At 62.2% G+C, this 19,731-nt stretch carries 16 protein-coding genes; 4 read left to right on the forward strand and 12 right to left on the reverse strand.

Features of this window, described 5'->3' with window-relative positions:
* Positions 1-99: 99 nt before the first annotated feature.
* Positions 100-735 carry a peroxiredoxin gene (locus OA90_RS20635; protein WP_068416750.1) on the forward strand — a complete coding sequence of 212 codons (636 nt, stop codon included), beginning with the start codon at positions 100-102 and terminating at the stop codon, positions 733-735.
* Between the two features lie 73 nt (positions 736-808).
* Here the strand turns inward: OA90_RS20635 and OA90_RS20640 are convergent, their stop codons facing one another.
* From OA90_RS20640 to OA90_RS20660, 5 genes are all read right to left on the reverse strand, one after another.
* Positions 809-1,666, reverse strand: coding sequence for an SDR family oxidoreductase (locus OA90_RS20640; protein ID WP_068416753.1), 858 nt, complete (start codon positions 1,664-1,666; stop codon positions 809-811).
* Complete coding sequence (locus tag OA90_RS20645) at positions 1,667-2,494, reverse strand: RNA methyltransferase (RefSeq protein WP_068416756.1); 828 nt, start codon at positions 2,492-2,494, stop codon at positions 1,667-1,669.
* A complete protein-coding gene (locus tag OA90_RS20650) occupies positions 2,491-3,444 on the reverse strand; it encodes a class I SAM-dependent methyltransferase (RefSeq protein WP_068416759.1) in 954 nt (317 codons plus the stop codon). Before OA90_RS20650 ends, OA90_RS20645 begins: the two co-directional genes overlap by 4 nt.
* A 291-nt stretch (positions 3,445-3,735) precedes the next feature.
* On the reverse strand, positions 3,736-6,171 hold the full coding sequence (locus OA90_RS20655; RefSeq protein WP_208986226.1) for a HAMP domain-containing methyl-accepting chemotaxis protein: 2,436 nt from the start codon (positions 6,169-6,171) through the stop codon (positions 3,736-3,738).
* A gap of 250 nt (positions 6,172-6,421) precedes the next feature.
* Positions 6,422-7,180, reverse strand: coding sequence for an SDR family oxidoreductase (locus tag OA90_RS20660; protein WP_068416765.1), 759 nt, complete (start codon positions 7,178-7,180; stop codon positions 6,422-6,424).
* Between the two features lie 129 nt (positions 7,181-7,309).
* Between OA90_RS20660 and OA90_RS20665 the strand changes: the two genes are divergently transcribed.
* The gene (locus OA90_RS20665; RefSeq protein ID WP_068416768.1) at positions 7,310-7,552 is read left to right on the forward strand and encodes a (2Fe-2S)-binding protein; all 243 of its coding nucleotides are present in this window, start codon (positions 7,310-7,312) and stop codon (positions 7,550-7,552) included.
* Between the two features lie 15 nt (positions 7,553-7,567).
* Entirely contained in the window at positions 7,568-8,053 is a 486-nt protein-coding gene (gene bfr / locus OA90_RS20670; RefSeq protein WP_068416771.1) for a bacterioferritin, read from the forward strand.
* Positions 8,054-8,106: 53 nt separating this feature from the next.
* Here the strand turns inward: bfr and OA90_RS29085 are convergent, their stop codons facing one another.
* From OA90_RS29085 to OA90_RS20690, 4 genes are all read right to left on the reverse strand, one after another.
* A complete protein-coding gene (locus tag OA90_RS29085) occupies positions 8,107-8,769 on the reverse strand; it encodes an ATP-binding cassette domain-containing protein (protein WP_068416774.1) in 663 nt (220 codons plus the stop codon).
* 9 nt (positions 8,770-8,778) lie between these two features.
* Positions 8,779-10,479: an ABC transporter permease subunit gene (locus OA90_RS29090; RefSeq protein ID WP_082837179.1), complete on the reverse strand. Its 1,701-nt coding sequence runs from the start codon at positions 10,477-10,479 to the stop codon at positions 8,779-8,781.
* A 10-nt stretch (positions 10,480-10,489) separates the two neighbouring features.
* The gene (locus OA90_RS20685) at positions 10,490-11,710 is read right to left on the reverse strand and encodes an ABC transporter substrate-binding protein (protein ID WP_068416777.1); all 1,221 of its coding nucleotides are present in this window, start codon (positions 11,708-11,710) and stop codon (positions 10,490-10,492) included.
* A 146-nt stretch (positions 11,711-11,856) separates the two neighbouring features.
* A complete protein-coding gene (locus OA90_RS20690) occupies positions 11,857-12,312 on the reverse strand; it encodes an Lrp/AsnC ligand binding domain-containing protein (protein WP_068416970.1) in 456 nt (151 codons plus the stop codon).
* A 142-nt stretch (positions 12,313-12,454) separates the two neighbouring features.
* On the opposite strand from OA90_RS20690, the gene putA reads away from it, so the two are divergent.
* Positions 12,455-15,607, forward strand: coding sequence for a bifunctional proline dehydrogenase/L-glutamate gamma-semialdehyde dehydrogenase PutA (putA, locus tag OA90_RS20695; RefSeq protein ID WP_068416782.1), 3,153 nt, complete (start codon positions 12,455-12,457; stop codon positions 15,605-15,607).
* 164 nt (positions 15,608-15,771) lie between these two features.
* On the opposite strand, the gene hrpB is transcribed toward putA, so the two are convergent.
* Genes hrpB through OA90_RS20710 form a run of 3 tightly spaced genes read right to left on the reverse strand, consistent with a single transcriptional unit; the run spans position 15,772 to position 19,710 of the window.
* Positions 15,772-18,243, reverse strand: coding sequence for an ATP-dependent helicase HrpB (gene hrpB, locus OA90_RS20700; RefSeq protein WP_068416785.1), 2,472 nt, complete (start codon positions 18,241-18,243; stop codon positions 15,772-15,774).
* 4 nt (positions 18,244-18,247) lie between these two features.
* A complete protein-coding gene (gene glk, locus OA90_RS20705; protein WP_068416788.1) occupies positions 18,248-19,282 on the reverse strand; it encodes a glucokinase in 1,035 nt (344 codons plus the stop codon).
* On the reverse strand, positions 19,279-19,710 hold the full coding sequence (locus tag OA90_RS20710; protein ID WP_068416791.1) for a methylglyoxal synthase: 432 nt from the start codon (positions 19,708-19,710) through the stop codon (positions 19,279-19,281). Before OA90_RS20710 ends, glk begins: the two co-directional genes overlap by 4 nt.
* Between the last annotated feature and the right edge of the window lie 21 nt (positions 19,711-19,731).

The following is a 19,731-nucleotide window of genomic DNA, read 5'->3' on the forward strand; positions in this document are numbered from 1 at the left end:
GCAGCCACGCAGACCCTAGACAAACCGGCGGCAATCCGCGAAGGATGATGCGTCCAATTCTGGGTTTCTGCCCATGCTAAAATTAACAGGAGATCATTGATGTCTGCACTTTTGCTCGGAGACGAGGCTCCGGATTTTGAAGTTGACACCACCTCTGGCCCGATCCGTTTCCATGAGGCGATCGAAGGTTCCTGGGCGGTGCTGTTTTCCCACCCCAAAGATTTCACGCCGGTCTGCACGACCGAGCTCGGTATGACGGCCAAGCTGAAGGACAAGTTCGAGGCGCGCGGCGTCAAGGTTTTCGGGGTTTCCGTCGACCCGATTGACGATCACCATGCCTGGATCGGAGACATCAAGGACACGCAGGGCGTGGCGCTGAACTTTCCGTTGATCGCCGACCCGGCACGCAAGGTTGCGACTGCTTATGGCATGATCCATCCGAATGCCAGTGACACCTTGACCGTGCGGTCCCTGTTCGTGATCGGACCGGACAAGAAGATAAAGCTGAAAATCGAATACCCGGCGTCCACCGGACGTAACTTCGATGAGGTCATCCGTGTGATCGACTCTCTTCAATTGACGGCGAAGCACAAGGTTGCCACGCCCGCCAACTGGACTTCCGGTGAAGACGTGATCATCGTCCCGGCCGTGAGTGACGCCGAAGCCAAGGAAAAATTCCCCGAAGGCTGGAAGACGCTGAAACCCTATCTGCGCATGGTGCCGCAGCCGAAATAGCCGGCGGGCGGACATGTCGGACATGTCATGAAAAAGGTGGTTCCCTCTCCACTTGGGAGGGAGCCGCGCCGCGTCACATGCCTGCCAGCAGAGCCTTCAGGGCGATGCGGTAATCGGGAAAGCGGAAAGAATAGCCGAGTTCGTCCTTGACCCGGCCGTTGGAGACCCTCTTGTTTTCGCCGTAAAAGGAACGCGCCATCGGGGACAGGTCGGCGGTTTCGAACGGCACTTCGGCGGGTGGGTCCACTCCCAGCAGCTCCGCGGCGAAGGTGACCACGTCCTGTGGCGGAGCCGGTTCATCGTCGGTAACGTTGAAGATCCGGGTCGAGGGACGTTCCATGGCGGCGCACAGGGCACCTGCGATATCCGCGACATGAATGCGGTTGAACACCTGGTCCGGCTTGACCAGCCTGCGCGCCGTACCGTTCCTGAATTTCTGAAGGACGTTGCGGCCTGGCCCGTAAATCCCCGAGAGCCGGAAGATTTGCACCGGCAACTGGTGGGAGGACGCAAAGTCGAGCCATGCGCGTTCGGCGGCAACGCGCTGCACCGAGCGCCTGGAGACTGGTTTGCAAGGCGTCTCCTCATCCACCCATGCGCCGTCGTGATTGCCGTAGACGCCCACGGTGGAAAGATAACCGATCCAGTCAGGCCTGGCCGTGGCGATGTCTGCGCCATGCTGGTTCAGGACCGGGTCGCCCGCGTCATCCGGTGCGATTGAAACCAGCACATGCGTCGCGCCGGAGAGCGCTTCAGCAATGCCTTCCCCCTTGCTCTTTCCGCCAAAAAGAAAGGGCTCCACGCCCAGATCCTTTAGCTCCCGGGCTTTTTCCTGTGAGCGGGTCGTGCCGCCAATCCAATCGAACCGGTCGCGGATTTCAGTGACGAATGCCTTGGAGGAATAGCCTGTACCGAAGACGAACAAACGCATTCAGAGCTCCAGATGCTTGCGGCGGATTTCATAGAGCGCGATGCCGGTGGCAACCGCCAGGTTGAGACTGTCCGCCTGGCCCACCTGAGGAATGCGGATCAGGGTCGGGCAGGCCGCCGCCATGTCGTCCTCGAGTCCTTGCTGCTCGTTGCCCATCACCAGCAAGACGGGGTCCGTGTACTCCGGCGTGCGGTAATCGACCGAACCCTTGAGATGGGTGGCGGCAACGGTCCCGGGCCACTTGCCGGCAAGCGTCTTGAAGTCGTCCTTGCTGATCTTGGCAAGCGGCACATGGAAGAGCGAGCCCATGGTGGCGCGCACCGCCTCGACAGCGAACGGATCCGTGCAGTCCCCCACCAGCATCACGCCCGCGCCGCCGACGGCATCGACGGTGCGGATGATGGTGCCGAGATTGCCCGGATCGCGCACCCGGTCGAGGGCCACCCAAAGGGCCCCTGCGGAGGGATGGATGTCCTTTGCGGAGAGCATTCGCTGTTCGTAGACACCGACAACCATTTGCGGATTGTCCTTGCGGGTCATGGCGGACATGACGGCCGAGGAGACTTCCAGGATCAGCGCGCCCCTTGCCTTCGCGGTCGCGGCGGCCTTCTGGGCAACCGGGTTGTCACGGGCCTCCGTTCCGAGCGCAAGGTAGCGCACCCCCCATCCCGCGGCGAGTGCGTCGGTTGCCAGCTTAAGGCCCTCGGCGACGAAGAGACCGGACTGGCTGCGGTGTTTCCGCTGGGCGACCAGGCCCTTGATTTCCTTGACGATCGGATTGGAATGGCTGGTGATCTGCTTGACCGAGCCCTGACGTGTTTCGGTCATCGGCTGCTCCAGCGCGAAAACAGCGAGGTGGACAGGGCGCGCCTGCCGTCCTCTTCGCGGATGACAAGCTCTCCGGATTCCAGAAGCCCGCCCTGACGGTCCAGTGTCTCGGCCATCAGTTCGTGAATGGAGACGAAACTGGAACGGATCGCATAGGCAGTCAGGATCATGAAAAGGGCGTCTGCGGAGAGCAGTTTCTGAAGGTCGGCGAGCATGCCCGGCAGGCTGGTGTAAAGATCCCAGACTTCACCTTTGGGGCCGCGTCCGTATTTCGGCGGATCCAGGATGATGCCGTCATATTTGCTGCCGCGCCGCACTTCCCGGGCGACGAATTTGCCGGCATCCTCGCAGATCCAGCGAATGGGAAGATCCTCCAGTCCGGAGAGTTCCTGATTTTCCCGCGCATAGCCAATGGCTTTTTTGGAGGCGTCCACATGGGTGACCTGAGCGCCTTCGCTTGCCGGCAGCAGTGAGGCCATGCCGGTGTAGCCGAAGAGGTTCAGGATTTTCAGCGGCTTTTCCGGCGCGCGTTTGCGCTCGGCGCGGATCTTGCCGTTGACCCAGTCCCAATGCGCGGCCTGTTCGGGAAAAACGCCGACATGGCGGAAGGACATGAAGCGTCCGTTATAGCGCACAGGTCCATAGGCCATCGGCCAGGTTTCCGGAACGCTGCCGGAAAACTTCCACCGGCCCGGGCCTTCTTCTTCCGTATCGCCGGAAAAAACCGCGTCCGCCCTGGTCCACACGCTTTCCTTGAGCCGCCGGGCACCCATGGCCTGCGGCTCCGGGCGCACGATTGTGAAACGTCCGTAACGCTCCAGCTTCTGGCCGTCGCCCATGTCCAGCAGCCGGTAATCTTTCCAGCCTTCGGTCTCCAGGATGACAGGCCATGACTGGGCCGGGGGAGTGCCGGGTTCGGCGAAGGATGAGGCGCTGGTGCGGTCCGCCACGATTGTCTCTCGTATCTCAGAAGTCTTTGGTGTTGTCCCGCCCTGGAGCCGTCTGCAATTCGTTGAGCGCAGACAGTCAGCTCCAACGCGCATGAATCGAACGGCGTCTGGATGCCCAGTCGATTCCGATTGAGCATCCGTTGATCTAGTCGCCAGCGGCGGCGCGGTCAATATTCAGTGCGAAATCCGGGCTTGCATCGGCGATGGGATCCGGATTTGAGGGCACAGACAGGCCACGAAAAAGGGCGGGAGCGCCCGGCGCTCCCGCCCTTGATGTCCGTGTTCTTCGGATCAGGCCGCGGCCACTTCCGAAAGGAACCGCTCGACTTCCTGTTTCAGTCCGTCGGTCTTTTCGGTGAGTTCGCCGGAGGCCGACAGAACCATGTCGGCGGAGGACGACGTCTGGTCGACTGCCTGGGACAACTGGTTCATGGAAGAGGAGACCGCGCTGGTTCCCTCCGCGGCGCGCTGCACGTTCTGCGAGATCTCAGCCGTGGCGGAGCCCTGTTGTTCGACAGCGGAGGCAATTGCCGTGGTGTAGGTATTGACCTCGGTCATGGTCTCGGCGATCTCGCCGATGGCGACAACGGACTCCTTGGTCGCGTTCTGGATTTCGGTGATCTGCGAGCTGATTTCCTCGGTTGCCTTGGAAGTCTGGGTTGCCAGCTCCTTGACTTCCGCCGCGACAACCGCAAAGCCCTTGCCGGCTTCACCGGCGCGTGCGGCCTCGATGGTCGCGTTCAGCGCCAGAAGGTTGGTCTGCTCGGCAATGGCCTGAATGAGCGTCACGACTTCGCCGATCTTGCTGGCCGCTTCCGCTAGGCCCTCGACCTTCTGGTTGGTGATCCGTGTGCCGGAGGTTGCCCGGTCGACGATCTCGGTGGTCTGGGCGACCTGACGCGAGATCTCGCCGATTGACGCCGCAAGTTCTTCCGCCGCACTTGCCACGGTCTGGACGTTGTTGGTGGTGTCGTTCGAGGATTCCTGGGTCTCGCTGGCATATCCGGCGCTGTCCCGAGCGATTTCCGTCAGGGCGCGAGCGGTCGAGTCGAGACCGCCGGCGGTCAGCTCAACCGAGCCGAGCGCTTCCTCGGCGGTCGCACGGAATGTCTGGATCAGGCTGTCGATGCGCTGCTGACGCTCTTGCCTGTCGGCTTCCTCACGGGTGCTCTGATCCTGCAGACGAGCGCGTTCGATGGCGTTGTCGCGGAATACCTGGACCGTGCGGCTCATGCCACCGATCTCGTCACCGCGATCGATACCAGGTATCTCGATTTCATTGTCGCCGTTGGCCAACCGGTCCATCACGTTGGTGATTGTCTGGATCGGACGTGTGATGGCAAGGTTCAGAACGAACGCCAGACCGATGCCGCCGAGGATGGCCAGCAGGATGGTGACGATGATCTGCATTTCCGCGGATGCGGCGGCGCTGGAAGCTGCGGTGGCCTGCGAAGCGGAAATACCGGCGATTTCTTCACTCAGCTGACCGGTCAGGGTGTCAAGCTGGTTGCGTTTCGACTGCAGATCGGCCTGCGCCGTCAGCATTTCCTTGAAGGCTTTGTCGAAAGTCGCGATCGAAACCGGAATTTCGTTGATTGCATCGGCCGTGGACGGCAGGACCTTCGCGAAGGAAACCATCTCCTCTTCGAGAGTGGCCAACTCGGCGATATGGGCTTCGGCAGGGGCCGGGTCATCCATTCCGAACTGGCCGAAAAGGTTCAGGGTTTCCTTTTGAGCCTTGAGAGCGAGTTCCTTGAGAGTTTCCGCCTTTTCGGCAATCCCGCGGATACTGGCAAGACGGGTGTTCGCGGTCAGTGCGGTCGCCTTGGAGCCGCTCACGGCCGTATTGGCCTGCATGCGAATGTCGCGCGCGATTTCCAGCATTGAATCGATGGAGGTGCCGACCGCCGTTCTGGCTTCATAGGCCTCGGCAAATCCGAGGTCTTCGGAAAGCTTGGCGATCGCCTGGCTCAGGTTGTTCGCCTGTCCCGAGAGCTTGGAAACGCTTTTACTCTGGATGCCTTCAATCTTCCGGTAACGCATTTCCTTGGTCTGGGCGACAAGATCTTCGGCGGTGCTCAATGCCTTTGTATGCGCTTCGCCTTCCAGAGAACCGCTGCCCTTCAGATAGGCGAGCTGAATGGCCACCACGGCTTCCTGAAGCTCGAAGATGCCCCGCTGCATGGTGTTGGCGTCGTCGAGCGTGCCGTTGGCGGTGAAAACCTCGGCGCTAACCTTTTTTTCCTCGGCCAGAACCGCTTCGGAAATCGAAGACGCAAGAGTTTCGAGATTGCCCGCGCTTTCCTGCAGCGTTGCAAGACGCTCCGCTTGTTGCTGTGTCTGGGTGACGACCTGATCGAATGTTGCCGAGAATTCCTTCACGGCGGTCTGCGCCCGATCGACCTGAGTCCGGGTGACATCGTCATTGGAGACGGCGTGGCTCAGATCCTGCAACCTCGTGTCGAGCTTGCCGATCTCCTGCTGGACGGCTGCGTCGAGTTCAGCAGTCGGGGTGTTGAGGAATTCCTCGCGCTTCAGCGATGTCGCCTGGACCTGATTGGCTACGCTGGCCGAGTGATCGGCGACGACAAAAAGTGACGAGAGGTTGTGGATCGCCAGAAAACCGACCCCGCCGACAACGGCGGTCAGTAGTAAAACAGCGAAAAAACCACCACCGACCTTGAAGCCGAACTTCAAGTCTACCAGCATCTTAAGAATTCGTTGCATTTCGTCCCCGCAGCGCCCAAAGAACAGCATTTATGTTCCACAACTATTGCCGGGGTCCGTGAATATTAGGTAAACTACAGAAAAAATATCTATACTTCCGCACGGAACGTATTGGTATTATTTCCGATCATGGGTGCGGCGCGGCATTCGAAATTATCTCGATGATAGATCGACTTATGTGCCGGATCTTGATCGCGGCCTGCCTTTTTCCAAGCTCTTCAAATAGATTCTTGTTTATTGAAGTCGGAATTTAAACGTGCTGGCCGCCGTTGATATGTATTTCCGAACCGGTCACATAGGAAGACATGTCCGAGCACAGATAAAAGATCGTGTCGGCAACCTCCGCCGGTTGCCCCAGGCGGCGCAAAGGTATGCCGTCGACCAGTTTTTCGGTGCCGGGGGACAGGATGGACGTATCGATTTCGCCGGGTGCGATCGCATTGACCCGAATGCCGTAAGGGCCGAAATCGGTGGCCATTTCGCGGGAAAGGGATGCAAGAGCCGCTTTGGACGTCGCATAAGCGGTTCCCGCGAATGGATGAACCCGTCCACCCGCAATGGATGTCACGTTGACCACTGATCCTTTCGCGTTCTTCAACTCCTTGAACAGGCCTCGGCCCAGCAGTATGGGGGCGAAAAAATTCACCTGAAACACCGTCCGCCATTCATGCATTGGCGTGTCGAGGGAATTGAGGCGTTCTCCTTCCGGGCCTTTCGGACTGATGCCGGCATTGTTGACCAGCGCGTTCAGCCGCGAGCCGTTGGCTTCCAGCCGCGTGCGGATTTCCTGTACGGCAAAACCAAGATTTTCCGGATCGGAAAGATCGACCTGAATATGGTCTTCCGGTCCCATCGGCCAGGGGCATTTGTCCGAAAAGGCGTAGCGGGAGCAGGTGATCACGCGCCAGCCCGCGGCGGAAAAACGCTTGACTGTCGCATGCCCTATACCTCGGCTGGCGCCTGTCAAGACAAGGGTCGGGCGGTCATCCTGGGAGGCCTTGACGGTCATTTCAGATCCTTCCTGGCGTGTGGGGGTCGGTTTGGAAAAAGTTGACTTAGACAGTAGAGTTTCGTTATTGCGCACAAATCCCCGAATGCCAATATGTCCGAATGAAAGGGACGCGGTCCGGAACCTGCGATGATCATATGCTCCTGTAACGTTCTGTCTGACAAGCAGCTTCGCGAAGCGGCGGAAGAAATGCGTTCGGATCCCAACGGAAAGCTGCCGACGCCTGGCGCAGTTTTCCGGCACCTGGGGTGCCGGCCAAGATGTGGTGGTTGTTTCCCCGCCATCATTGACATCATTCATCAAAAGGCGTCTGAAGAAGCAAGCGAAGAGAAACCGCTGACCGAGCCGGCCAAGCGGGTTGTGAACAGGTAAATTGAAGAGGGCCAAATGAAGGGCGAACCGCGCGTTATCGACTATCTGAACAAGGCTCTGCGTCACGAACTGACAGCCGTAAGCCAGTACTGGCTTCATGCCAGATTGCTGGCCGACTGGGGCTTTGGCAAGTTGGGGGACAAGGAACTTGAAGAATCCGCGGAGGAGCGCCAGCATGCGCAGGACCTCATGGACCGGATCATCTTCCTGGAAGGCCTGCCGAACCTGCAGACCCTGGACCCGTTGCGCATCGGCCAGTCGGTCAAGGAATGCCTGGAAGGCGATCTTGCAGCAGAATATGTGGCCCGCTCCCTGTATCACGAGGCCCGTGAGGTCTGCCGCGAGCTTGGCGACTACGTCTCCATGCATTTGTTCGAAAAGCTGCTCGGCGATGAAGAAAGCCATATCGATTTTCTCGAGACGGAACTCAGCCTGATCGAACGGATCGGTATTGACAGATATTCGCTTCTTCAGGCCAAACCCGCGGACGCGGCCGAGTAGTCCTGTTCCCGGCGTTCCGTACCGGGACCAGTCGATCGCATTCGGGATGCCGGTCAGCCGATGTCGGTCCCCAGACGATGGACCTCGCCACCGGCTGCCAGGGCATCTTCCTCGGCATGGCTGACCAGCAGCACGGGCAGCCCCTTTTTCCGCGCCAGATCGAAAACCAGTTGCCGCACCTCGGCCCGGCGCGTCCGGTCGAGGCTGGAAAACGGTTCATCCAGCAAAAGCGCCTTCGGCTCGGCAAGCAGCGTACGCATCAGCGCAACGCGTGTCTGTTGTCCGCCGGACAGCGTTGCCGGATCTCGTGAGCCGAAGCCGGCAAGGCCGACATCGGCCAGCGCGCGCTCGGCCAGATCCTGCCGGTCCTTACGGCGTTTGCAGGCCGCGGGCAGGGCGAACATCAGGTTCTGCAAAACGGACATGTGCGGAAACAGCAGCGGGGACTGGAACATCAGGCCGATATGCCGGTCCTGTGCGGGCAGGGAGGTCAGATCCCGGCCGTTCAGGACCACCCGTCCTTTCGCGGTGAAGTCCGGTCGGAGGAAGCCGGCGACAAAATCCAGCAGGCTGGACTTCCCGCTGCCGCTCTCCCCCATGATCGTCAGCACCGAGCCCGGCAGGATCCGGCACTCGATGTCAAACAGCGGCAGGCCGCCCAGCCGGATGGCGACGGTATCGAGAACAAGGCCGGATGCGCTGTCGCTGGATTGCATGCCCGAGTGTTACCTTTCCAACCGCATGGCGGCACGATTCCTGAAAACCAGCGCCGGGACAAGCGCCGCCAGAGTGAAGCCCGCCAGCGGGACGACCAGTTGCAGGAGGGCGTAGAGGGCGGCGATCTGACGGTCTCCGCCGCTCGCAAGGGCAACGCTTTCCGTCGTGACCGTCACCACCCGCCCCGCGCCGATCATGAGCGTCGGCAGGTACTGCCCGGTGGAAACGGCTGCGGCCACGGCGAAGGTCACCAGCACCGGGCGCAGCAGCAGCGGCAGCTGGATCCGGAAGAAGACCCGGGCCCGGCTTGCTCCGATGGATCGGGCGGCCTTGGCGTAGCGCGGGTCGAGCCGCCCCCAGGGGTCGCTCAGGGCGAGAAACGCGTAAGGAAAGACGAAGATCAGATGGGCGAGCAGCACGCCCGTCAGCTTGCCACTCAGCCCGGCAAGCAGAAAGAACATTTGCAGGCCGAAGAGGAAGCCGATCTGCGGAAGCAGAAGAGGCAGAAAGATCAGTGCCTTTAACCGCCCGGTTTCACGTCTCCCGGCGTTGCCGCGCGCCTCCAGCAGCCAGAGCGTAAGGGCGGTTGCGACGACTGCGGCGCCACAGGCGATGACCAGCGTGACACCAAGGCTCTCGCCTCCGGATTTGAGGCCGTCCAGCATGCGGGCAAGGCTCCATGCCTGCGGCAGGCTTGCGGGATACCACCACGACTTTGCAAGCGACCAGATCCCGAGAAGCACCAGGGACAGGCTCATGGTGATGACGATCAGCAGCATCGGCAAGAGACTGAAACTTCTGGCCGGGATTTCATGGGGGTGCCGATGGCCATTGGCGAAGCGCGCGCGCAAACAATATCCGGCAAGCAACTCGAGGGTCAGATAGACAAGCAGCGCGCCGGCGCTGACAAGAAGCTGAAGCAACGCTCCGGCCGAAGCCATGAGGCGCAGGGACAGGTCCGGATCGTTCATCCAGCCCACCAGGCGCGGGGCCAGGGGCTGTGGGGTCGTCGGACCCAGGATCACGGCCACATCGACAACCGAAGTGGCATAGGCGATCACCGCCAGCACCGGCAGGCGGATCAGCGGATAGATCTGCGGCAAGACGATCTTGAAAAACGTCGCCATGCGGCCGTAGCCGAGGCTTGCTCCGGCCTTGAGATAATCCTGAACATGGGGGCGGTTCAGCGCGGCGAGCGTCATCAGGAAAAGAAACGGAACTTCCTTGGCCACCAGCCCGAAAGTCATGGCAAGGCCATAAGGGTCGCCGGGGATCAATATGTCCGGCGGACGGGTCCAGCCCGTCGCCCATGGAGAGACAAGGCGGGCCAGAAATCCCGAGGGAGCGATCAGGAACGCCAGACCGATGGCAGCGGCCGCATGCGGCACAGACAGGAGCGGCGACAGGAACCGCGTCAACCGGCGGAATGTGTTCGTTCCGGCCCAGCCGGCCGTAAAGACAAGCACGATTGCCAGCGACATGAGGGAGGCCGTAATGCCGGTGCCGAAACTGAGCGCGGCGGAAGTCGTCAGGCCCGGCATCGAAGAAAGCTTGCGGAACGGGTCGCCGGAAAAGGCGTCATGTCCAAGGACAGGCAGATAGCCGAAAGCGGGCAATACGGTGCCTGCAAGACCAGCCAGAACCGGACCTGCCAGCAAGGTGATCACAAGGACGGTCGGAACGTCCGGAAGGCCCTCAGTTTTCGGCAAGGGGTCTCACTTATCGGGTGCCGTAGCGGATCGCCCAGGCCTCTTCCAGCGCACTGACCCAGCTGGGATGCGGCTCCGGCTGCACGGGCCCGAGTTCCTGCGGCGAAAGCGCGGCCGGGCCGAAGTCCTGGGCCTTGAACAGGGCTTTCTCGTTGTCCGGCAGGCCCGCCACATTCAGCACGGTCGGATCGCCCCAGATCTTCGGATCGCGCTTGCGGCTCTGGGCCATCGGCGATAGCAGGAAATCGGCGAACACCTTGGCGCCTTCCTGGGCGGAACTGTTGAAGGGGATCGCAACGAAATGCGTATTGCCGATTGTGCCGCCGTCAAGAACGAAGCTGCGCACGCTGGGCGGCAGTTCACCGTTGGCTATGGCTGCGGCGGCGTCTCCCGGATTGAAGGTGAAGGCGATGTCCAGTTCGCCGTCCGCCAGAAGCAGGCGCAATTGCGCGGCGTCCTGCGGGAACGCCTTGCCCTGGCGCCAGAGCACCGGGTTCAATGCGTCCAGATAGGCAAACAGCGGCGCGGTGGCGGTATCGAAGTCCGCCTCGCCGACGGGCTTCGACAAGAGGTCCGGCTCCGGGATCGTATCGACCAGAACCTGTTTCAGGAAAGTCGTGCCGTGGAAATTCGGCGGTTGCGGATAGGTAAACCGTCCGGGATTGTCTTTTGCGAAGGCCAGCAGCGCGTCAAGCGTCGCCGGCGGCTTTTGCAGTCTGGCGCTGTCGTGCATGAAAACCAGCTTGGCCATTCCCCAGGGGCTTTCCTGGCCATCCGTCGGCACGGTGAAGTCGACGGTCACGGTCGGTTTGTTCTCCACGTCCACATAACGCCAGTTGGGCAGGGTCTGTACCCAGCCGGGGGCGGCCAGCAGCCCGGTCTCCTTCATGGAGGCGAAGTTCTCGCCGTTGATCCAGATGAGATCGACTGCGCCGCCTGAAGTCTTGCCGACCGATTTTTCGGTCAGGACCTGCGACACCACGCTTGCCGTGTCGCTGACCTTCACATGAACGATACGTACACCGAAGTCCCGCTCGACCTCGCGGCCGGCCCAGGCGACGAAGGCATTGATGCGCGGTTCGCCGCCCCAGGCATTGAAATAGACGGTCTGGCCTTTGGCCGCGTCCAGCGTGGTCTGCCACTCGGGGGAAGGCGCGCTGTCCTGCGCAAAGCTTTGAATTGGCGCCGGCAGCAGCAAAAACAGAGCTAGTGCGGCGAGCAGTCGAGACATTGTTTTTCCCCCTTGTGCGGTGTCTGTCCCTTGCGCGGGCGGCAAGACACGGTCAAGACAATGCTTTGTGAACGCATTTGCCGGGACGCCCGATTGACACGGCGGCGAGCTTGATTACGTCCAGTCTCACAAAGCCGATCGCAATGTTACACCGGCAGGATATGCGTGTCCTTGATCTCTTCCATCACCGCATATGTATGGGTTTCGCGAACGCCGGGAAGCGCCAGCACCACATCCGACAGAAAAGCACGGTAGGCCTCCATGTCCCTTACCCGGCTTTTGAGCAGATAATCGAAACCGCCCGCCACCATATGACATTCCAGAATATCCGGGGCGCGCTCGACCGCGTGTTTGAACGCGTCGAAGATCTCCGGTGATGTCCGTTCCAACCGGACTTCGACAAATACAAGCAGACCCCGCTCGACTTTGCTGGGATCGAGACTGGCGGAGAAGTGTTCGATATAGCCTTCCCGGACCAGTCGCTTCATGCGCTCCGCCGTGGCCGTCGCCGAAAGGTTCACTCGCTCGCAAAGGTCCGTGTTGGTGATACGGCCGTCCTGCTGCAGAACTCTCAGAATCTTCCGGTCTACGGCATCGAGCATGGCGAAAATCTCTATAAAGAACAAACTAAGCGAATAATATCTCATGAAATGAATGAAAAACAGGGAAAATCGCCATGTGAAATCCGGTATTGTGGCGAAATGTAACGCCCAGGTTTCCCATGGTGCTGTTTTGGAGGTTTCCATGATTTCTGCCGCTGCCCCCACCTCTGCTTCTGTGACGCCGATTGACAATGCGGATCTTGTGCCGTTCCGCGCCGCCTATGCACCCGATGACAGGGTGCTGATCGAGGCGATGCTGAAGGAGGCGGCGGGCGATCCGGTGGTGGAAAAACTGATCGATCAGCGGGCACGCGGCTATATTCAGGACATGCGCTCGGTTCAGGTCGGTCTTGGCGGTGTGGAAGACTTCATGCGCGAGTTCGGTCTGACGACGCGCGAAGGTCTGGCGATGATGGTTCTGGCTGAAGCGCTGTTGCGTGTGCCGGACGCCGTGACCGCGGACAAGCTGATCGAGGACAAGCTGGCGGCGGCCCGGTTCGACGATCCTTCCGGCCACAAATCCGATACCTGGCTGGTATCGGCCTCCTCATGGGCCCTTGGGATCACCTCCCGGCTTCTGCACCCGGGCGACACGCCGCAGAGCGTTCTCTCCAGCCTGGTCAAACGCATGGGAATGCCGACGGTGCGCCTGGCGACCCGCAAGGCGATGCACCTGCTCGGACACCAGTTCGTGCTTGGCGAAACCATCCAGAAGGCGCTGGATCGTGCCAAGACCCAGGAAGCCAAAGGGTATCGGTATTCCTATGACATGCTCGGGGAGGGCGCGCGCACGGCTGCGGACGCCGAGCGCTATTTCCAGTCCTATGCGAAGGCTATCGAGGCAATAGGCAAGGCCGCGGGCGACAAGCCGCTACCGGACCGGCCGGGGATTTCGGTCAAGCTGTCGGCTCTCCACCCGCGTTACCAGGCGGTCCAGGGGGAACGGGTGCGTGACGAATTGCTGCCGAAGCTGCGCGAGCTGGTGCAGATGGCCCGGGACCGCGATCTCAACTTCACGATCGATGCCGAGGAAGCCGACCGTCTGGAAATATCGCTTGATGTGATCGCCGCACTGCTTGCCGATCCGGTCACGAAAGACTGGGAGGGCTTCGGTCTGGCGGTACAGGCCTACCAGAAACGCAGTCCAGAGGTCATTGACTGGCTGGTGGATGCCGCCCGCAAGACAGGCCGCAGAATGATGGTGCGTCTGGTAAAGGGCGCCTACTGGGATACGGAAATCAAGCACGCCCAGGAAAACGGCGCCGACGGATACCCGGTCTTCTCGCGCAAGGCGGCGACCGATCTCGCTTATCTGTGCTGTGCGAAGCGCATGCTGGCAGCCCGTGACGTGCTCTATCCGCAATTCGCAACGCATAACGCGCTGACCGTGGCGCAGATAATCGAGCTTTCGGGAAGTTCCGCGGAAGGCTACGAATTCCAGCGTCTGCATGGCATGGGCGAAAGCCTCTACAAGTCGGTCTGTGAGCGCGACGGTTTCCCGTGCCGGATCTATGCTCCGGTGGGCGGGCACAAGGACTTGCTTGCCTATCTCGTCCGCCGGCTGCTGGAAAACGGCGCGAACTCCTCCTTCGTCACCATCGTGGGTGACGCGTCGGTTCCTGTCCGCGAGCTGTTGAAACGGCCCGCGAGAATTCTCGAGAACGGCGAACATGCGATCAACCGGTCCATACCGCTGCCCGGAGATCTTTACGGCGAGAGTCGCGGCAACTCGAAGGGCCTGGAATTCGGCTGTGCGGCGGAACGCAACGCGCTGGTGACGGGTATGGCTGCCTTCGCCGCGCCATTCACCGAGGCCGGTCCGCTCGGCGCGGGTCTGACCGGATCGGGCGACGCTCATCCGGTCTTTGCGCCCATGGATGGAAGCACGAAAGTCGGCACGGTTCGCTTCGCGGATGTGGAGACCGCGCGCAAGGCCGTGGACGTCGCGCTGAAAGGGTTCGAGACCTGGTCGCGCCGGCCGGTCAACGAGCGCGCCGCCGCGCTGGAAAGGCTCGGCGACCTTCTGGAGGAAAACCGCGACCGGTTGATGGCAATTCTGGCGATGGAGGGCGGTAAATGCCTGACCGACGGCATCGCGGAGATCCGTGAAGCGGTCGATTTCTGCCGCTACTACGCCGGCGAAGCCCGCAAGTTTTTCGGGGAAGGGTATCTGATGCCCGGGCCAACCGGCGAGGAAAACCGCTACCGCCATCGCGGGCGCGGCGTCTTCGTCTGCATCTCGCCGTGGAATTTCCCGCTGGCGATCTTTCTGGGCCAGGTCAGCGCTGCGCTTGTCGCCGGCAATGCCGTCGTGGCCAAACCCGCCGAGCAAACGCCGCTGATTGCCTTCGAGACCGCAAGACTGATGCATATGGCCGGCATCCCCGAGGATGCCTTCCTGCTGGTCCCCGGTGAAGGCGACATTGGCGCCGCGCTGACCTCTCATCCCGCCGTGGCCGGCGTCGCCTTTACCGGATCGACTGAAACCGCCTGGGCGATCAACCGGACGCTTGCTGCCAAGAATGGCCCGATCGTTCCATTGATCGCCGAAACCGGCGGCATCAATGCCATGCTCGTCGATGCGACCGCCCTGCCGGAACAGGTCTGCGACGATGTCATGATGTCCGCTTTCCGTTCCGCCGGGCAGCGCTGCTCGGCCCTGCGGCTTCTCTATGTTCAGGAAGACGTCGCCGACCCTCTGCTGCGGATGCTGGAAGGCGCCGCGAAAGAGTTGAAACTGGATGACCCGCGCCTGTCGTCCACCGATATCGGTCCGGTCATCGATGAGGAGGCCCGCGATGCCATCGTTGCCCATATCGATGACATGCGGGAAAGCCAGACCCTGCGCTATTCGGGCGAGACGCCTTCGGGACCACTCGCCAATGGGTCCTGGGTGGCTCCCCATATCATCGAGCTGGACACGTCCGGGGCCCTGACCCGCGAGGTCTTCGGTCCCGTCCTGCATGTTGTGCGCTATAAGGCAAAGGACATCGACAAGGTGCTCGATCAGATCGCCGCCACCGGTTACGGCCTGACGCTCGGCGTCCACAGCCGCATCGACGCGACGGTCAAGAAGGTCGTCGACCGGCTTTCCGTCGGCAATGTCTATGTCAACCGCAACACCATCGGCGCGGTAGTGGGCACCCAGCCATTCGGTGGCTCCGGCCTCTCCGGCACCGGCCCGAAGGCCGGCGGCCCGGCCTACCTTACCCGGTTCGCCCTGGAACAGGTCGTCTCGATCAACACGGCCGCCGCCGGCGGCAACGCCAGCCTGGTGGCCGCGTCCGACGATTGATACCAGCCGCAACAAACCATCCAATAGGTTCTTATTTGTTGCGGCTGGTATGAGGTGAAGCAACGCGGAAGGCGCGGTTCTCTGCCTGATCCCCTTCCTGCTTGTGGGGAAGGGCTCGGGATGGGGGTAAACGGCGCAGCCGTATCACACGCAAGCCCCCAAATTTAACTACCCCGGGGTTTCACCCGCCGTGTCGCCTCGGCAACGGTCGGATCGTCTGGCCAGGGGTGTCTTGGATAGCGTCCCTTCATGTCCGCCTTCACGTCCGACCAGGAACCGGCCCAGAAACCGGGCAGATCCCTGGTGATCTGGATCGGGCGCTGGGCGGGGGAGAGCAGTTCCAGGATAAGCGGCAGCCGTCCTCCACAGACGCTGGGGTGATCCCTGAGACCGAAGAGTTCCTGCACGCGGATCGACAGTGTCGGACCGGCCGCCGCGCCATAGTCTATCGGCACCCGGCTTCCCGTGGGGGCGGTAAAATGCGACGGGGCGAGCGCGTCGAGCTGCGCGCTGGCGTCATAGGGCAGGAGGGCCGACAGGGCAGTCCCAAGCAGACCGGCGTCAATCGCGGAGACGCTGGTGCAGCCTGCCAGAAAGGGCTCTAGCCAGGTTTCCAGGCTTTCAGTAAGCGCCTTCTCCGAAAGATCCGGCAGATCGGCCGCGCCGTTGTCGCGGGTGTAGGCAGCGCGCCTGCGCAGCCGCTCCTGGTCCTTGTTCCACGGAAGCCTTCCGACGCCACGGCGGCGGATCTCCGCGGTGAGCGCTCTTGCGATGGCTTCAGGGTCGGCAGCCTTGACCGGAACGGCCTGAAGCTCGACGGCCTTGTAGCGCCGCACGCGCCTCGCCTTGAGCGCTCCGTCACCGGTAATCTGAACTTCTTCCTCCTCGACGATGTCCGGGGCGAAAAGCTCTTCGATCTCGGTCTTTGTGATCGGGGCGCAAAGCTGGATGCGGCCGCTGGCCGCCTTTCCCTGAATGTCGGCCACGGTCAGGAAGGGTTCTGCCGCAAGTCCGTGCGAAGGCTCAAGCTCGGCCCCCCGGCCCTTGGCGAGGCGGAAGCGGCCGGTCTGGCCGCGGGCTTGCGCGATACGATCCGGGTAGGCCAAAGCCAACAGCCTGCCGGCACTTTCGATATCGACTTCGCGGCCGGAACCATGGGCCTGTTTCAACCAGCGTTCGGCAAGGCTGCGGCCATCCATCGCCCTTTGGCTCTTGTCGTGACGCAGTGCTTGCAGGCGGGCGCGGATGTCCGGGTCGCGCCCGCCGAGCCCGGGTTCGGAGAGCAGCAGTGCGGTCAGCGCGGCGGTGTGACCGAGGTTCTGCTTCACGCCTTCCAGAACCATGTGCGCGAGCCTCGGGTGGAGCGGCAGATCCGCGAGTGCTTTGCCTTGCCGGGTCAATCGTTCGGTGGCATCGAGCGCATGCAGGTCCTGCAGCAGCGCTTTGGCTTCCGCCCAGGCGGCGCGTGGCGGGGGATCGACGAAGGAAAGACTGTCCGGATCGCTGGTGCCCCAGGCGGCCAGGTCCAGAACGAGGCCGGTGAGATCGGCCTCCAGGATTTCCGGCGTTTCCGATTGCGGCAGGGCGACGGTCTGGGCTTCGTCCCACAGCCGGTAGCAGACACCGGCTTCCGTCCGGCCGGCCCGGCCGCGCCGCTGGGCGGCGGTGGCGCGCGACACGCGCACGGTTTCCAGCCGGGTCAGACCGGTTTGCGGCTCGTATCTCGGCACACGCGCCAGACCACTGTCGATGACCACGCGGACGCCTTCGATGGTCAGCGAGGTCTGCGCGATGGCGCTTGCTAGAACGATCTTGCGTGTGCCGGGTTGCGCGGACCGGATCGCCTCGTCCTGCGCCCTGGCATCGAGACCGCCGTACAGGGGAGCGATAACGCAATTGCCGGGAAGCTTCCCGGTGAGCAACTCCGCTGTGCGCCGGATCTCGCCCTGGCCGGGCAGGAAAACCAGAAGTGAGCCGCTGTCAGCGGCGATGGAGTGTTGAATGGCGCGGACCACCTGCGGTTCGATACGCGTATTCGGCGTGCGGCCGAGATAGCGGGTTTCGACGGGAAAGCTCCGCCCCTTGCTCTCTATTACAGGGGCATCGCCCAGGAAGGTCGATATTCCCGCCGCGTCCAGAGTTGCCGACATCGGCAGGAGGCGAAGATCTTCGCGCAAAGCCGACTGCACATCGAGTGCAAGCGCCAGACCGAGATCGCCGTCGAGCGAGCGCTCGTGGAATTCGTCGAACAGGACGGCGGCAACGCCGGTCAGCTCCGGATCGTTCAGGATGAGCCGGGTGAACACACCTTCGGTGATCACCTCTATCCGGGTCCGGGCGCTGACTTTGTTTTCCATACGCACCCGGTAGCCGACGGTTTCGCCGACACGCTCGCCCAGTTCCTCGGCCATGCGCCGGGCGGCGGCCCGCGCGGCGAGACGCCTTGGTTCCAGCACAAGGATCTTGCCGTCCTGCCGCCAGGGCGCACCCAGAAGCGCGAGCGGAACGCGGGTGGTCTTGCCGGCGCCGGGCTCTGCCACCAGAACCGCGTTGGGGCTCCTGTCCAGCGTGTCGAGAAGGGCCTCAAGGACACCGTCAATCGGCAGGGGGGCGGCGAAGGCGGGAACGCTCACCATTGCATCAGGTCTGCGAGGCAGCACTCTTCCAATGCCGGCCCTGCATGTCGACGGCAAAGGCGTCCGGGGTCTTGGCGAAAGCCACCAGACCTTCCAGCGCCGGGTTCGGGTGGCGGACGATGAAGGTCGGTATCTTGGCCATCAGCGCCTCGTGCGGGGCTTTCGCCTCGAAGGCGGCCCGAAACCCGCCGTCGGTCAGGAACCGGGTGATCCGGGGTGTGATGCCGCCGGTCAGATAGACACCGCCCCGGGCAAGCACGGTGAGCGCCAGATCCCCGGCGACCCGGCCGAGGCAGCGCACAAACACTTCCAGGGTCTTGACCGCGACCGGGTCGTTGTCCTTCGCGGCGGCGGTGATACTGGACGGCGTTTCGAAAGCGCGCTCGCTGCGCATATGCCGGGCAACCGCCCGTGCCAGGCGCGGCAGACCCGTCCCGCTCAGGATCTGCTCGGCCCCGAGACGGCCTCCGACCCTTTCGATATGCGGCCAGATCTCGAAATCCTCCGGCGTGACCGGGCCGAGCTCCACATGCCCGCCTTCTCCGGGAACGGGAATCCAGGTGTCGGCAGCGTGGATCATCGCGGCCGCGCCGAGGCCCGTTCCCGGGCCGAGCACGAATTTCGCGGTGGCGTCGCGGATCTCGCCCGGACCGATCTGCTCGACATCGCCGCCGCTGTATGCGGGCAGCGCCAGTGCCTGGGCTTCGAAGTCATTCAGAACAACGACTTGCTGCAGGCCGAGATCGGCAATCATCTTCAGGGGTTCGATCACCCACGCGGCGTTGGTCAGCGGAATGACATCGCCGGTCACCGGTCCGGCCACGGCGATGATCGCTGTTCTGGGAGTGAAATTCGTTCCCGGCAGCACCGCGTTGCGGATGGCCGATGAAATGTCCGAATGACCGGCGGTCGCCGTCTTTCCGCACATGCGAGCCGGGGTATTGGGCCCGTCCACCAGAGCAAAGCGTGCGTTTGTGCCGCCGATATCGGCAACCAGAACAGGATAGGCGAAGGAATTTTGGGGTGTCTCAAGACTCATGATGCGAAGGCACTCACTTCCGGGGTCTGGGAGCTTGTCTTGAGGCCTGTCAGACGGGCCGAGCGCAGCAGAATGTCCGCCGTTGAGGGGTTGAGTGCCATCGGCAGATCATAGACAAGCGCCAGTCGCATCAGGGCTTTCACATCGACATCATGCGGCATCGGCGACAGCGGATCGACAAAAAACAGCAGCCCCTGCAGCTTGCCTTCGGCGATCATGGCCCCGATCTGCTGGTCGCCGCCCAAAGGACCGCTTTTCAGCCGGGTGATTTCCAGACCGGGGCAGGCGTCCTGTATGCGTCCACCGGTTGTCCCGGTTCCGACGAGGTTGAAGTCCTCCAGCTTGTCGCGGTGCCGCCGGGCGAATTCAACCATGGCATCCTTTTTGGCGTCATGCGCGATGAGCGCGAGCGTGGGCTTGGAGGGCATCGAGGATCCTCAATCTGCAAA

The organism is Labrenzia sp. OB1 (assembly GCF_001624695.1).
GTDB lineage: Bacteria > Pseudomonadota > Alphaproteobacteria > Rhizobiales > Stappiaceae > Roseibium.